Source organism: Streptomyces sp. GMY02, assembly GCF_019056675.1.
Classification (GTDB): domain Bacteria; phylum Actinomycetota; class Actinomycetes; order Streptomycetales; family Streptomycetaceae; genus Streptomyces; species Streptomyces odonnellii.
The window spans coordinates 5,971,342-5,986,468 of sequence record NZ_CP077658.1; the positions used below are offsets into that span (position 1 = coordinate 5,971,342).

The 15,127-nt window shown below is 71.0% G+C and carries 12 protein-coding genes; 7 read left to right on the forward strand and 5 right to left on the reverse strand.

The annotated features are described in order from the left end of the window. Positions 1 to 174: 174 nt before the first annotated feature. From KQY30_RS25330 to KQY30_RS25360, 7 genes are read left to right on the forward strand one after another with little or no spacing between them, the layout of a single operon-like run. Positions 175 to 1,230 carry a xanthine dehydrogenase family protein subunit M gene (locus KQY30_RS25330; RefSeq protein ID WP_217308806.1) on the forward strand — a complete coding sequence of 352 codons (1,056 nt, stop codon included), beginning with the start codon at positions 175 to 177 and terminating at the stop codon, positions 1,228 to 1,230. Between the two features lie 2 nt (positions 1,231 to 1,232). Next, entirely contained in the window at positions 1,233 to 1,760 is a 528-nt protein-coding gene (locus KQY30_RS25335) for a (2Fe-2S)-binding protein (protein WP_217308807.1), read from the forward strand. Then, positions 1,757 to 4,147, forward strand: coding sequence for an aerobic carbon-monoxide dehydrogenase large subunit (locus tag KQY30_RS25340; protein WP_217308808.1), 2,391 nt, complete (start codon positions 1,757 to 1,759; stop codon positions 4,145 to 4,147). Before KQY30_RS25335 ends, KQY30_RS25340 begins: the two co-directional genes overlap by 4 nt. Further along, on the forward strand, positions 4,108 to 5,199 hold the full coding sequence (locus KQY30_RS25345; protein ID WP_302185339.1) for an XdhC family protein: 1,092 nt from the start codon (positions 4,108 to 4,110) through the stop codon (positions 5,197 to 5,199). Before KQY30_RS25340 ends, KQY30_RS25345 begins: the two co-directional genes overlap by 40 nt. Beyond that, the gene (locus KQY30_RS25350) at positions 5,196 to 6,086 is read left to right on the forward strand and encodes a MoxR family ATPase (RefSeq protein WP_217308809.1); all 891 of its coding nucleotides are present in this window, start codon (positions 5,196 to 5,198) and stop codon (positions 6,084 to 6,086) included. Before KQY30_RS25345 ends, KQY30_RS25350 begins: the two co-directional genes overlap by 4 nt. 46 nt (positions 6,087 to 6,132) lie before the next feature. Beyond that, positions 6,133 to 6,855 (forward strand): SRPBCC family protein, encoded by a 723-nt coding sequence (locus tag KQY30_RS25355; RefSeq protein ID WP_217308810.1) that lies wholly within the window; start codon positions 6,133 to 6,135, stop codon positions 6,853 to 6,855. Then, positions 6,842 to 8,104 carry a VWA domain-containing protein gene (locus tag KQY30_RS25360; protein WP_217308811.1) on the forward strand — a complete coding sequence of 421 codons (1,263 nt, stop codon included), beginning with the start codon at positions 6,842 to 6,844 and terminating at the stop codon, positions 8,102 to 8,104. Before KQY30_RS25355 ends, KQY30_RS25360 begins: the two co-directional genes overlap by 14 nt. Positions 8,105 to 8,168: 64 nt before the next feature. On the opposite strand, the gene KQY30_RS25365 is transcribed toward KQY30_RS25360, so the two are convergent. The 5 genes from KQY30_RS25365 to KQY30_RS25385 form a co-directional block, all read right to left on the reverse strand. Beyond that, positions 8,169 to 9,128, reverse strand: coding sequence for a LysR family transcriptional regulator (locus KQY30_RS25365; RefSeq protein WP_217308812.1), 960 nt, complete (start codon positions 9,126 to 9,128; stop codon positions 8,169 to 8,171). A 185-nt stretch (positions 9,129 to 9,313) separates the two neighbouring features. Beyond that, positions 9,314 to 11,767 (reverse strand): beta-glucosidase, encoded by a 2,454-nt coding sequence (locus KQY30_RS25370; RefSeq protein ID WP_217311312.1) that lies wholly within the window; start codon positions 11,765 to 11,767, stop codon positions 9,314 to 9,316. 62 nt (positions 11,768 to 11,829) lie between these two features. Beyond that, positions 11,830 to 12,699, reverse strand: coding sequence for a carbohydrate ABC transporter permease (locus tag KQY30_RS25375; RefSeq protein WP_217308813.1), 870 nt, complete (start codon positions 12,697 to 12,699; stop codon positions 11,830 to 11,832). Beyond that, positions 12,696 to 13,550, reverse strand: coding sequence for a carbohydrate ABC transporter permease (locus KQY30_RS25380; protein ID WP_217308814.1), 855 nt, complete (start codon positions 13,548 to 13,550; stop codon positions 12,696 to 12,698). Before KQY30_RS25380 ends, KQY30_RS25375 begins: the two co-directional genes overlap by 4 nt. A 112-nt stretch (positions 13,551 to 13,662) precedes the next feature. Continuing rightward, positions 13,663 to 15,006: an ABC transporter substrate-binding protein gene (locus KQY30_RS25385; RefSeq protein WP_254407320.1), complete on the reverse strand. Its 1,344-nt coding sequence runs from the start codon at positions 15,004 to 15,006 to the stop codon at positions 13,663 to 13,665. Positions 15,007 to 15,127: the final 121 nt, after the last annotated feature.

Consider the following 15,127-nt stretch of genomic DNA (forward strand, 5'->3'; position numbering starts at 1 on the left):
GCCCCGGATCTCGCCCCGGGTCTCACCTGGATCTGGCCCGGATCTCAGCCTGGACCTCACCCGGATCTCGCCGATCCGGGCGACCTAAGCGACACCTTAAGTCGCGGTTGACTTTCCGCATCCCGAAGAGCCCAATGACCGGGCGTCGACCGGACCGACGGAGAGGAATCGCTCATGCAGGTTCCCGCGCCATTCGAGTACGAACGTGCCACCAGCGTCGATCAGGCCATCGGGCTGCTCGACCGGCTGGGCGACACCGCCCGCCTGGTCGCGGGCGGCCACAGCCTGCTTCCGATGATGAAGCTGAGACTCGCCAACTTCGAGTACCTCATCGACATCAACGATCTCGCCGGCGAGCTGGGCCACATCACCGTCGAACCGGAGCGGATCCGGATCGGCGCGCTCACCCGCCACCGCGAGCTGCTGGAGTCCGCGGTGCTCGCCGAGACGTTCCCGATCTTCGCCGACGCCGAGCGGGTGATCGCGGACCCCGTGGTGCGCAACCGCGGCACACTCGGCGGCTCCCTCTGCCAGGCCGATCCGTCCGAGGACCTCTCCGCCGTCTGTACGACCCTCGGCGCGAGCTGTGTGATCCAGGGCGCGGGCGGCCGGCGGGTGGTGACGATGGAGGAGTTCCACCGGGGGCCGTACGAGACGGCCGTCGGCGACGCCGAGATGCTGATCGAGGTGCGCTTCCCGGTCCGGCCGAACGGTTCGAGCGCGTACGAGAAGGTCGAGCGGCGCGCGGGCGACTGGGCGGTGGTCTCGGCGGGCGCGGCGGTCTGGCTGGCGGACAGCGCGAGCACCGCCGGGGAGGCCGGTGCCGACGCCGGAGCGGCGGGTGGCGCCGGCCCGGTCATCGCCGACGCCCGCGTCGGCCTCGCCGCCGTCGGACCCAACACCACCGGACTCCCGGAGATCTCCCGTGCCCTGCGCGGCCTCCCGCCGTCCGAGGAGCTGTACGAGCGGGCCGGCACCATCGCCGCGGCCTCCTGCGAACCGGTCACCGACCGCCGCGGCAGCGCCGACTACAAGCGCCATCTCGCCAAGGAACTGACCGTACGAGCACTGCGCCGCTCCGTCGCCCGCGCCCAGCAGGCCCGTACCAACAGCGGCACGAACAGCGGCACGAACACCAGCACCAGCACCGGCAACGGCAGCACCGACAACGGCACCAACGGCACCGGTCACCGCACCGCACCCGGGAACGGACACCCCCAGGGAGACTGATCATGCAGGTCACCATGACCGTCAACGGCGACGAGGTCACCCGCGAGATCGAGGGCCGCCTCCTGCTCGTCCACTTCCTCCGCGACCATCTCGCGCTCACCGGCACCCACTGGGGCTGCGACACCAGCAACTGCGGCACCTGCGTGGTCTGGATGGACGGCGAGCCCGTCAAGTCCTGTACGGTCCTGGCCGCGATGGCGGGCGGCCATGACATCCGTACGGTCGAGGGCCTGGAGCACGAGGGCCGGCTCGACCCCGTACAGCAGGGCTTCATGGAGTGCCACGGCCTCCAGTGCGGCTTCTGCACGCCCGGGATGATGATGACCGCACGCGCCCTGCTCGACCGTAACAAGGAGCCCTCCGAGCAGGAGATACGGGAAGCCCTCTCCGGCCAGATCTGCCGCTGCACCGGCTATACGACCATCGTCCGCTCCATCCAGTGGGCCGCCGCCGAGGAAGCCGGCACACGCACCGCCCGCAGCGAGACGAGTACCGACCGGACGCCCGCAGCCGCCGGGAGCGAGTCATGACCACCACCGCGCCGCCCGTCACCGAGTTCACCGACAACGACAAGAAGCCCGTCGGCCACGGCCGGATGCTCCGCAAGGAGGACCCGCGCTTCATCCGCGGCAAGGGCCGCTACGTCGACGACGTACAGCTCCCCGGCATGCTCCATCTCGCCGTCCTGCGCTCCCCGATGGCCCACGCCCGGATCGTCGGCGTGGACACCTCGCTCGCGGAGGCGCACCCCAAGGTCAAGCTCGTCGTCACCGGCGCGATGCTCGCCGAGAAGGGACTCGCCTGGATGCCGACCCTCTCCAACGACGTACAGGCCGTCCTCGCCACCGACAAGGTGCGCTTCCAGGGCCAGGAGGTCGCCTTCGTCGTCGCCGAGGACCGGTACGCGGCGCGCGACGTGCTGGAACTGATCGATGTCGAGTACGAGCAGCTCGACCCGGTCGTCGATGTGCGCAGGGCACTGGAACCGGGCGCCCCGGTCATCCGCGACGACCTCGAAGGCAAGACCGACAACCACTGCTTCGACTGGGAGACCGGCGACGAGGCGGCGACCGCGGCCGTCTTCGACCGCGCCGAGGTCGTCGTCAGCCAGGACCTCGTCTATCCGCGGGTGCACCCGGCGCCGATGGAGACCTGCGGCGCGGTCGCCGACTACGACGCGGTCGACGGCAAGCTCACCCTCTGGTCCACCAGCCAGGCGCCGCACGCCCACCGCACGCTCTACGCGATCGTCGCCGGGCTGCCCGAGCACAAGATCCGGGTCATCGCCCCCGACATCGGCGGCGGATTCGGCAACAAGGTGCCGATCTACCCGGGTTATGTGTGCGCGATCGTCGGTTCGCTGCTCACCGGGAAGCCGGTGAAGTGGATGGAGGACCGCTCGGAGAACCTCACCAGCACCGGTTTCGCCCGCGACTACGTCATGCGCGGCGAGATCGCGGCGACCAGGGACGGCAGGATCCTCGCGATCCGTACGCACGTCCTCGCCGACCACGGCGCGTTCAACGGCACGGCCGCGCCCGTGAAGTACCCGGCCGGCTTCTTCGGGGTCTTCACCGGCAGTTACGACATCGAGGCCGCCTACTGCAAGATGACCGCCGTCTACACCAACAAGGCGCCGGGCGGGGTCGCTTACGCCTGCTCGTTCCGCATCACGGAGGCCGTGTACCTGGTCGAGCGGATCGTCGACTGTCTCGCGTACGAACTGGACATGGACCCGGTGGAGCTGCGGCTGCGGAACTTCATCAGGCCCGAGCAGTTCCCGTACCGCACCCGGACGGGCTGGGTGTACGACTCCGGGAACTACGAGCCGACCATGCGGCTGTCCATGGAACTGGCCGGGTACGAGGCGCTCCGCAGCGAGCAGGCCGAGAAGCGGGCACGCGGCGAACTGATGGGCATCGGCGTCTCGTTCTTCACCGAGGCCGTGGGCGCGGGGCCGCGCAAGGACATGGACATCCTCGGGCTGGGCATGGCCGACGGCTGCGAGCTGCGGGTGCATCCGACGGGCAAGGCGGTCCTGCGGATCTCCGTGCAGACCCAGGGGCAGGGGCACGAGACGACGTTCGCGCAGATCGCCGCCGAGGAGATCGGGATCCCGCCCGCCGACATCGAGGTGGTGCACGGGGACACCGACCAGACGCCCTTCGGGCTCGGTACGTACGGCAGCCGTTCCACCCCGGTCTCGGGCGCGGCGGCGGCGCTGGTCGCGCGGAAGGTACGGGACAAGGCGCGGCTGATCGCCTCCGGGATGCTGGAGGTCTCGGTCGCGGACCTGGAGTGGGACAAGGGGTCCTTCCATGTCGCGGGCGATCCGTCGAAGTCGGTGACGATCCAGGACATCGCGATGCGGGCGCACGGCGCGGGGGATCTGCCGGAGGGCGTCGAGGGCGGTCTGGACGCGCAGATCTGCTACAACCCGGAGAATCTCACCTATCCGCACGGCGCGTACATCTGTGTTGTCGACATCGATCCGGGGACGGCGCAGGTGAAGGTCCGGCGGTTCATCGCGGTCGACGACTGCGGGACCAGGATCAACCCGATGATCATCGAGGGCCAGGTGCACCGCGGGCTCACCGACGGCGTCGGGATGGCGCTGATGGAGATGATCGCGTTCGACGAGGACGGCAACTGCCTGGGCGGTTCGCTGATGGACTATCTGCTGCCGACCGCGCTCGAAGTGCCGGAATGGGAGACCGGGTTCACGGTGACGCCCTCGCCGCACCACCCCATCGGCGCGAAGGGGGTCGGCGAGTCGGCGACGGTGGGGTCGCCGCCCGCGGTGGTGAACGCGGTGGTGGACGCGCTGCGGCCGTACGGGGTGCGGCACGCGGACATGCCGCTGACGCCGTCACGGGTGTGGGACGCGATGCGGGGGCGGGCGGAGCCGCCGATCTGAGCGGCAGGTGCTGTGCCGTCGGTGATCGGACGCGGGAACACGAGCAGAAGCAGGGGCAGGAACAGGAACAGGAGCAGGAACAGAAGCAGGGGCAGGAGCCGGGAGTTACGGAGATGCCGATGGGGACGGAGCGGGTGGCGGCCCGCATGCTGGAGCTGTCCGCCGGGCGGGTGCCGTATGTGCACGCGACGGTGGTACGCGCCCAGGTGCCCAGCTCGGCCCATGCCGGTGACGAGGCGATCGTCATGCCCGACGGGTCGATCGACGGCTTCGTGGGCGGGGTGTGCGCCGAGAACTCCGTCCGTACGGCGGCGCTCGGCGCGCTGAACGGCGGCGGGCCCGTGCTGCTGCGGGTGCTGCCGGAGGGCGGGGCGGGGTTTCCCGAGTCGCCGGGGGCGCGGGTGGTGGTGAATCCGTGTCTGTCCGGGGGCGCGCTGGAGATCTTCCTGGACCCGAAACTGCCGCCGCCGCTGATCGAGATCGTGGGCCGGACTCCGGTCGCGGACGGTGTCGCGGCGCTCGCCGAGGTCCTGGGCTACGAGACGGCCCGCTCCCTGCCCGGCGGTCTCTCCGACCATGTGGACGCGGTGATCGTCGCGGGCCACGGCCGCGACGAACCCGCCTCGCTGCGCGCGGCGCTGGACGCGGAGGTCCCGTACATCGCCCTGGTCGCCAGCCGCCGCCGGGGCCGGGCGGTCCTGGACGATCTGTGCCTGTCCCCGGAGGACCGTGCCCGGATCAGCACCCCGGCGGGCCTGGACATCGGCGCCAGAACGGGCCCCGAGGTGGCGCTGTCGATCCTGGCGGAGGTGATCGAGTCGGTACGGAGGGGTACGCGGCGGGCGCCCCGGCTGCCGGACGCCGGGGCGGAGGCGGGAACGGGAGCGGGCGGGCTTCGGGCGGCGGGCTCTCCCCGTACCGTCGTCGATCCCGTGTGCGGGATGGCGGTCGTCGTCATGGACGACACCCCGCGTCTCACCGTCGACGGGGACGACTTCTGGTTCTGCGGCGATCTCTGCCGGGAGCGGTACGCACGGAAGGGGGCCGGATGACGGGCGTGTTCGGGGGCGCCGACGAGGTGCGGCGGCGGCTGGACGAGGTGGACTACCTGGTCGACGAGGGGACCGCGACCGCGCTCTATCTGGCGCTGGCCCTCGACCGACCGCTGCTCGTCGAGGGCGAGCCCGGGGTCGGCAAGACCACCTCGGCGAAGGCACTGGCCCGGGCCATGGGCGCGCCGCTGATCCGGCTCCAGTGCTACGAGGGCCTCACCGCGAGCGAGGCGCTCTACGAGTGGAACTACCAGCGCCAGCTCCTCGCCATCCGGCTCGCCGAGTCGCGCGACGAACGGCTCAGCGACGCCGACCTGTTCACCGAGGAGTTCCTCCAGGACCGGCCGATCCTGCGGGCGATCCGGTACGAGGGACCGGTGCCGCCGGTGCTGCTGATCGACGAGATCGACCGGGCCGACGACGAATTCGAGGCGCTGCTCTTCGAGTTCCTCGGCGAGGCCGCGATCACCGTCCCCGAACTGGGCACCTTCGTGGCCGCCCGCCGCCCGGTGGTCGTCCTGACCTCCAACCGGAGCCGTGAACTGCACGACGCCCTGCGCCGCCGCTGCCTCTACCACTGGATCGACTTCCCGGCCGCCGCACGGGCCGCGGAGATCCTGCGCCGGACGGTCCCCGCGGCCGACGAGCCGCTGATCGCCTCGGCCACCGATTTCGTCGGCCGGGTCAGACGGCTCGACCTCGACAAGGCGCCGGGCATGGCCGAGACCATCGACTGGGTCTCCGCGCTGTCCGCGCTGCGGGCCTCGGAGCTGGTACGCGCCGACATCGTCCGCACCCTCAGCGCCATCGCCAAGAGCCCGGACGACCGCACCACCATCACGGACGCGCTCGACGAACTGGGATACCCGGAACCGGCCTCGGCGTAGCCGCCCCGGCCGGGAACGGACGCCCGGTGTCATCAGGGAGGAACCCATGAAGATCGACAACGAGTTCACCGTCGGAGTGCCGATCGACCGCGCGTGGGAGGCGCTCACCGACCTGGAAGGCATCGCGCCCTGTATGCCCGGGGCACAGCTCACCGGTGTGGACGGGGATGTGTACAGCGGCAAGGTGAAGGTCAAGGTCGGCCCGGTGATCAGCCAGTACACCGGGACGGCTCGGCTCGTCGAGAAGGACGACACGGCGCACCGGGCCAGGATCAGCGCCAAGGGCAAGGACTCGCGGGGCGCGGGGAACGCGTCGGCGCGGATCGACGCGGTGCTGCGGGCGGAGGGCGGTACGACCGTCGTCACCGTGGCGACCGATCTCAACATCACCGGCAAGATCGCCCAGTTCGGCAGCGGAATGATCAAGGAAGTGTCGGTGAAGCTGCTGGACCAGTTCGTCGAGAATCTGGAGGCACGGCTGCACGAACCCGCGGCCCCGGAGCCGGAGGGCGTGCCGGAGCCGGTGGCAGAGCCGGAGCCGGTACGGGAAGCCGTGCCGACGACCGCACCGGCCGCGCCCGTGACCGTACCCGCGCAGGCCGCACCCGTACCGGCCGAGACCGCGCCCGCGCCCCGGCGCCCCGTGGAAGAGGCCGAGCCGCTCGATCTGATGGGGCTGGCGGGCGGGTCGGTGTACAAACGGCTCGCGCCCGTCGCCGTCGCCGCGGTCGTGGCCGCGCTGATCGTCTACTACGTTGTCCGCCGCTGACCGGGCCGCCGTACCCGTACCGCCCCTGCTGCGCGGCATCGACCGGGCCGCGTTCGCGGTGGCACTCGCCGCACGGCTGCGCTCGCGCGGGCTGTCCGTCGGGCTGACGGCGGTCGAGGATTTCGTACGGGCGCTGAAGGCCATGCCCCCGCGCTCGCGGGGCCGGCTCTACTGGACCGCGCGGATCTGCCTCGTACGCGACCATGCCGGGTTGGCGGTCTTCGACCGTGTCTTCGCCGCGGTGTTCGACAGCGCGGTCCTCGGCCTGGACCCGAACGCGCGCCGACGCGGGCCCGCCGGTCCGCCGGGCGAGGACGACGCGCTCGCCTCCGTACCGGCGGGGGCACGGGACGACGAACCGTACGGCTCCGGCGGGCTGCCTTGGGCGATGCTGCCGCGTGCTGTGGCCGCCGGGGACGACGGCGGCGAGCCGGACAGCGCGTCCCCGGCCGTGCCGCAGCGGCTGCCGACCGCGCTGGAGGGGCTGGTCGACGTACCGTTCGAGCGGCTGAGCCCGGAGGAGACCGCGCTGCTCGGGCGGTGGCTGGAGGCGGCGGTACGGAACTGGCCCACACGGCGTTCGCGGCGCCTCACCGCGGGCCGGGGCCGGGGCAGGACCGCGCTGCGGCCGACGCTGGCCCGCTCGCGGCGGACCGGGTGGGAGCCGATGGAGCCGGTACGTCTCGCGCCGGTGCGCACTCCGCGCCGGGTGGTGATGCTCTGCGATGTCAGCCGGTCCATGCAGGCGCAGGCGGTCGCGTATCTGCATCTGATGCGGGCGCTGGCGGTGACCGCCGACGCGGAGGTCTTCGCGTTCGCCACCTCGCTCACCCGGCTGACCGCCGTACTCGGCCACCGGTCCGCCGAGGTCGCGATCGACGAGGCGACGGCGCAGGTCACCGACCGGTTCGGCGGCACCAGGATCGCGACCAGTCTGCGCACACTGCTCGCCTCGCACCACGGCGGGGCGGTGCGCGGGGCGATCGTGATCATCGGCTCGGACGGATGGGACGGGGACGGCCCCGAGGAACTGGCGGCGGCGATGGGGCGTCTGCGGCGGCGGGCGTACCGGGTGATCTGGCTGAACCCGCGGGCGGGGGCGCGGGGCTTCGAGCCGCGGGTGGCGACGATGGCGGCGGCGCTGCCGTACTGCGACATGCTGCTGCCGGCGGACAGCTTCGGCGCGCTGGCGGGCGCCTTGACGCGGATCGCCGGCAGCCGCATTGTCCTCAATCGCCGGGCGGGCTGAGCTCTGCCCTCAATCGCCGGGCGGGCTCAGTTCTGCCCTCAATCGCCGGGCGGGCTTGGATCGATTAGCTCCACAGTGTGACGTGGATCGCCGGCCGGAAGCGGCCCGCCGTCACGCCCGCGCCCCGCAGCATCGCCTGGATCGCCCGCGGTGTCGTCACGAACCGGATCAGTTCCGCCGCCGCCGGAGGCGCTCCGTGCGACAGGGCCAGCACGCTCCACGCCCCCTTCGCCGGCAGCGACGGCCCCGCCAGCCTGGTGAGATCGCCGTCCGCGAGATCCTGGGTGATCGCGAAGGACAGCGCCAGCGCCACCCCCTTGCCGCGCTTCGCCTCCTCCAGCGCCGCCGCGTGGCTCTGGAAGATCCGCTGGTGCTCCTCGTCCACCTGGAGCTGGTGCAGCACGGTCGGGACAAGGCCGATCCGGCCCGCGGCCGACGGGCCGAGGAGCCAGGTCTGCTGTCGCAGCTCGCTCGCGGTGAGGCTCGCGCGCTGCGCGGCGAGCGGATGGTGCGGACCGACGACGGCCACCATCTCGTAGTTGAGGAACGGGGTACGGCTCAGCCCCTCGTCGGCCGTCGCCGGGCGCGGCCCGAGCGCCACATCGACCGCCCGCTCCAGCAGCAGCGTCCCGAACCGCTGCGGGCTGTGCACGCTCAGCTCGACATCCAGGTCGTCGGCGCGGCTCGCGAACAGTTCGATCAGACCGGGCGCCGCGTGCTCGGCGAAGAGGCTCGACGCGGCGACCCGCAGCAGTCTTCGCCCGGAGCCCGCCTGGCTGACTTCGAGGATCGTACGGTCCTGGAGCCCGAGCATCTCCGCCGCCCGGCTGGCGAGGCGCAGACCGCCCGGGGTGAAGGCGATACCGGCGCCGGTACGGGTGAACAGCCGGTCGCCCAGTTCCTTGCGCAGATGCGCGATATGCATCGACACCGCGGCTTCGGACACCGACAGATCCGCCGCCGCGGCCTTGACCGAGCCCAGGCGGACGACCGCGGCGAAGGCCCGGAGCTGGGTCGGCGTCATATCTGCCTCCCAGCGCGACCATGACAACCTGCGAGCTGACGACGTGACGACTGACGACCTGCCCGTCCACCCGCCACGCTATCCCCTGCGCTGTGGGGTGGCCACAGGGACGACAGGCGGACATGACAAAACGCGGACGGCGGCGGACGGGGAACGGGCAGGTCGTCAACGGCAGCACCCAGCGATCAGCCGGCCGCCTTTCCGCCCCCTTCCCGGCCCACCGTGAACCGCGCGTGCAGCTCCCGGGTGTGGTCGACCCGCCGTACCGGACCGGTCAGGGTGGCGGTGGCGGTGAGCCGTACGTCCGTACTGGACGCCCCGAGCCGCAGCTCCAGCTCGCCCGGCTCGACGATCCGCCGCCCGTCCCGCCCGGTGAAGGACGCGAGGTCCGCCGGTACGGTCACCGCGACCGCGGCCCGCTCGCCCGCCTCCAGCGGGATCCGTACGTACCCGATCAGCCGCTGCACCGGCTGTACGACCGAGGCGACCGGATCGTGCAGATAGAGCTGTACGACCTCGGCGCCCGCCCGGTCCCCGGTGTTGCGCACGGTGAAGGACAGCTCCAGCGAGCCGTCCGTACCGGCCGAGCCGCTCGCCACCAGGTCCGACCAGTCGAACGACGTGTACGTCAGACCGTGCCCGAAGGCGAACGCCGGGGTGGGGTCGATGCTGGACACCTCGCTGGCCCGGGCCAGCGGCGCCGCGAGATAGGTGGACGGCTGGGCGCCCGGCAGCCGGGGGACGCTGACCGGCAGCCGGCCCGACGGATTGATCCGGCCGCTGAGCACCCCGGCGACGGCGGGCGTGCCCTCCTGCCCGGGGAAGAAGGACTGCACGATCGCCCCGGCCTCCTCGGCGGCGCGGCCGAGCGCGTACGGGCGGCCGGCCAGCAGGGTCACCACCAGCGGGGTGCCTCTGCCGCCGACCGCGTCGAGCAGGGCGTCGAGGAGCTGCCCCTGCACACCGGGCAGGTCGAGGCTCTCCGCGTCGCAGCCCTCCCCGCTCGTACCGCGTCCGAAGAGCCCGGCGCGGTCGCCGAGGGCGACGATCACCGCGTCCGCCTCGCGGGCCGCCCGTACCGCCTCCGGGAAACCGCCGGTGTCGTACGTGTCGATGCCCGCTCCGGCGACGGTGACGATCTCGGCCCCGGGGAACTCGGCGGTGAGGGCCTCCCGGAGGGTGGGCAGTTCGATACCGGCGGGGGTGTCGGGGTGCTGGGCGCCGACATGCACGGGGAAGGAGTAGCAGCCCAGGACGGCGGTGGGGGTGTCGCCCTGTGGCCCGATCAGCGCGATCCGAAAGCCGTCGGAGGAACCGGAGACACCGGATGAATCCGATGTACCGGATGAACCAGACGAACCGGAGTCGCCGGAGGAGCCGGAGTACCCGCCCACGCCGCCCGGTCCGCCCACGCCGCCCGGTCCGCCCGCGCAGTCTTCCGTACGGGCCCGCGGCACCGCCAGCGGCAGCGTCCCCTCGTTGCGCAGCAGGATCACCGACCGCTCCGCGAGCCGGCGCGAGACGGCCCGGTGCGCGGGGGAGTCCAGATCGACCGTGCCGCGCAGCGCGTCGGCGTCGTACGACGTGCGCCCGTCCAGCACCGGCGGCACCGGGCTCCAGTCCGGGTCGAGCAGCCCCAGCTCCGCCTTCTGGGTCAGCACCCGGAGCAGCGCGCGGTCGATGACCTCCTTCGGCACCTGCCCGGACGCGAGCGCCTCCCGCAGGGGTTCCCCGAAGGTCTTCACCGTGGGGAGTTCGATGTCGACACCCGCCGTCAGGGCCGCCGTCGCGGCTTCGCCCCAGTCGGCCGCCACTCCGTGCAGGGACTTGAGGAAGGCGACACCGAAGTAGTCGGCCACCACTGTGCCCTGGAAGCCCCAGGTGTCCCGGAGCAGCCCGGTCAGCAGCTCCTCGTCGGCCGCGCAGGGCACCCCGTCGGTATCGGTGTAGGCGTGCATGACGGACCGTACGCCGCTCTCCCGTACGGCCATTTCGAACGGCGGGAGCAGCACATCCGCCCGCTCCCTGGCCCCCATGCTCACCGGCGCGAGATTGCGCCCGCCGCGGGAGGCGGAGTAGCCCACGAAGTGCTTGAGGGTCGCGACGATCCCCGCGGACTCCAGGCCCTGGATATAGGCGGTGGCGACGGTGCCCACCAGATACGGGTCCTCGCCGATGGTCTCCTCGACCCGCCCCCAGCGGGCGTCGCGCACCACGTCGAGGACGGGCGCCAGCCCCTGGTGCAGACCGACCGACCGCATGTCGCGGCCGATCGCGCCGCCCATCTCCCGGACCAGATCCGGGTCGAAGGCCGCACCCCAGGACAGCGGGACGGGATAGGTGGTGGCGCCCCAGGCGGCGAAGCCCGCGAGACACTCGTCATGGGCCATGGCCGGTATGCCGAACCGGTTGGCGGCGGCGATCCGTTCCTGAGTGCGCATCAGGGACAGTGCGCCCAGGGCCGGATCGACGGGCACCGTGCCGAACGGCCGGGTGAGCTGGCCGAGTCCGGTGGGGAGAAGCTCGTCGAGCGAGGGCGGACGGTCCATGTCGTGCTGGTGCGGGGCGACTTCGGCGCCGTCGGCGGAGGCCCCCGCCCACAGACCGTAGAGCTGGGCGAGTTTCTCCTCCGCGGTCATGGCGGAGATCAGATGGGCGATACGCTCCGCGCGGTCGCGCTCGGTGATCGCGGTGTGGTGGGTCACTTTCCTCCCACGCCCATCAGCCCCTGGACCAGGGCACGACGGGCGAACAGGTAGACGAGCAGGACCGGCAGCGTGGACAGGACCACGGCCGCCAGCAGCCCGGGGATGTCGATTCCGTACTGGGTCTGGAAGTTGTACAGGCCCAGGGTGAGCACCTTGGTCTCCTCCGACTGGGTCAGTACGAGGGGGAAGAGGAAGCCGTTCCACGCCTGGAGCGCGGAGAACACGACGACGGTCGCGATACCGCTCTTCGACAGCGGGACGACCAACTGGAAGAAGACCCGCCGGGTGCTCGCCCCGTCGATGGCCATGGCCTCGAACAGCTCATCGGTGATGTCCCGCATGGTGCCGGTGAGGATGAGCGTGCAGACGGGCAGGGCGAACGCGGCGGTGGGCAGGATGACCCCGATGAGGTTGTCGTACAGCCCCGCCTTGCTGATCACATAGAACATCGGGACGATCACGGCCTGCGCCGGGATGGCGAGACCGAGCAGGAAGAGCCGGAACACACTGGACGTGGCACGGCCCCGGTTCCGTACGATCGCGAAGGCCAGCGGCGGTACGAGAAGCAGCACGATCCCGACGACGCTCGCCGTGACGACCACGGTGTTGAGGAAGTAGCGGCCGAAGCCGTTGGAGAAGTCCTGTACGTAGTTGGAGAAGGTGAAGGAGCCGGGGAAGGAGAGCGGGCCGCCCTTGCCGTACTCGGCGCGGGACTGGACGCTGGCGCCGAGCATCACGTACAGCGGGAGCGCGACCAGACAGAGCCAGAGCAGAACGCCCAGCCCGGCGAGGTAGTTGGGGGTGCGGCGGCCGATCGGGCGTGTGGAGCTCCGGGTGCGCGCGGTGTGGTGCGTACGGCTCATGACAGGCCGTCCTTCGTCCCGGCCATCTTGTCGTAGCCCGAAACCCGCACCACGACCAGCGAGATGACGGTCGCGACGACGACCAGCAGCAGCGCGATGGCCGCTCCGGCGCCGAAGTCGAAGCTCTTGAAGGCCTTTGTGTACATGTAGTAGGCGCTGATGGTGGTGTCGGTGCCCGGCCCGCCCTGGGTCAGGATCAGTACGGTGTCGAAGGTGGTGAGCCCGCCCACCACCATCAGGATCACGGACGTGATGATCGAGTTGCGGAGCTGCGGCAGCGTGATGTGGAAGAACTGCCGTACGGTCCCCGCCCCGTCGATCGCCGCCGCCTGGTAGAGGACCTCGGGGATTGCCCGGGTCGCCCCCTGGTAGATCAGCGCGTGCAGCGGGGTGAACTGCCAGGCGCTCACCAGCACGAGCACTCCGATCGCCCCGGTGCGGTCGCCCAGCAGATTGCCGTCCCCGAACAGCCAGCGCGCCTGCGCCGGCACCCCGAAGTTGGGATCGAGCAGCGCCCGCCACAGCACGGACACCGCCGTGGCGGACAGCAGCAGCGGTACGAAGAAGACCGCGGACAGCACGGCCCTGTTGCGCTGGGGACCGGCCGCCCAGACCCCGAGCAGAATGCTCAGCGGGGTCTGGACCAGCACGCCGAGCCCGGTGAGCAGCACACTCAGCCAGAGGCTCTTGATCATCACGGGGTCGTGGAACAGCGTGACCCAGTTGTCGAAACCCGCGAACTCCGGGGCGCCGAGACCGCCCCAGCGGGTCAGGGACAGTACGGCGACCAGCACCAGCGGCACGATCGCGAACAGGCCGAAGAACAGCGCGGCGGGCAGGGCCCAGCCCACCCCGGGCCGGCTGACACCCGTCCGTCCGGCCGGACGCTTGCGGGGGCGCCGGCGGCGGCACCGGAGACGGTGCCGGGGGCGGCGGCCATGTCGGTTTTCATGCTCAGGGGCCTCAGGACGTGGTCAGGGCCTGCATGGCCTTGATGAATCCGTCGGCGTCGACCTGCCCGTTGAAGAACTGCTGGACCGCCGTGAGCAGGGGCGTGGCGTTCGTCTGGAGGTACGCCTGGTCCCAGGAGAGCTGGAACGAGGGCGCCTTGTCGACCAGGTCGAACTGGTACTTCAGATACTCCGCGTTGTCCGCCGAGTCCAGGAACGGGGCGGTGTTCGTGGTGGTGGGCAGATTGCCGATGGCGAGCTGCGCCTTGACGAACTCGTCGGAGTACATCAGCTTCAGGAACTCGGCTATGGCGTCGGCGTGCTCGGTCCGCTTGAGCACCGAGTAGAAGTTGTTGGTGTTGCCGACGACGGCCGCCGGATCGCCCTTGCCGCCCTCGACGGTGGGGAAGCTGCTGTAGCCGAGATCCTTCTTCGCGAAGTCGGGGTTGTCGTTCTGGTGGGTCGAGAACTCCCACGAACCCATCAGCTCGAAGCCCGCCTTGCCGGTCGCCAGCAGCGCCGCGGAGCCGCCGTCGGTGAACTTCACGGAGTCGTAGTTGGTGCCGAACGCGCCGGAGTCGACCAGCTCCTTGAGCATGCTCAGCGCCTTCCTGCTGTCGGCGCTCTCCCAGACGCTCTTGTCGCCGGAGAGGGCCTTCTGAAGCAGCTCGGGGCCGGCGATCCGGTCGTACAGGTACTCGAACCACATCAGGGTCGGCCAGCGGTCGCCGCCGCCGAGCGCGATGGGCGTGACGCCCTTCGCCTTCAGCTTGCGGACCGCGTCGAGCAGTTCGTTCCAGGTTTTCGGCGGCTGCACACCGGCGTCCGCGAGCACCGCCTTGTTGTGGAAGAGCAGTACGGGCTGGGTGCCGCGCATGGGGATGCCGTACGCCTTGCCGTCCACCTTGGCCGTGTCGTACACCGACGGCAGGAAGTTCGACTTGAGGCCGCCGAGATCGCCCGGGTTCTTCGCGATCAGGTCGTCGACCGGCAGCAGCAGGTCCGCCTTGACGAAGGGCTGGATGCTGCCGCCGCCCCAGTTGAAGAAGACATCGGGTGCCTGCGGGGTGTTGATGATGGTCTGGAGCTTCTGCTGGTAGTCGGCGCCCGGAACCGTGTCCAGGACCGCCTTCACCTCGGAGGTCTTGTTGAAGGTGTCGACGATCTGCTTCTCCACCTTGTTCGCGGAGTCGCCGTAGACCAGGACATGGAACTCCCCGGCGCCGCCGGCGGAGCTGTCGCCACCGCCGCAGGCCGCGAGGCTCAGCCCCAGGACGAGCGTCACCCCGCCCGCGACGGCTTTCGAGAACGGGCCGCGTGTCATCCGTGCGCGTGTCTTCGCTGCGCTTGTCTTCATCGACAGACCTCTGGACCTTTCGAAAGTATCGGCCACATTGCCGAAAGTATTCTGGCGAGTGACCGTAGAACCCCTCCACGGACCGGTCAACAGCCCGGTCGTCGCGCGACCAAACCGTTAC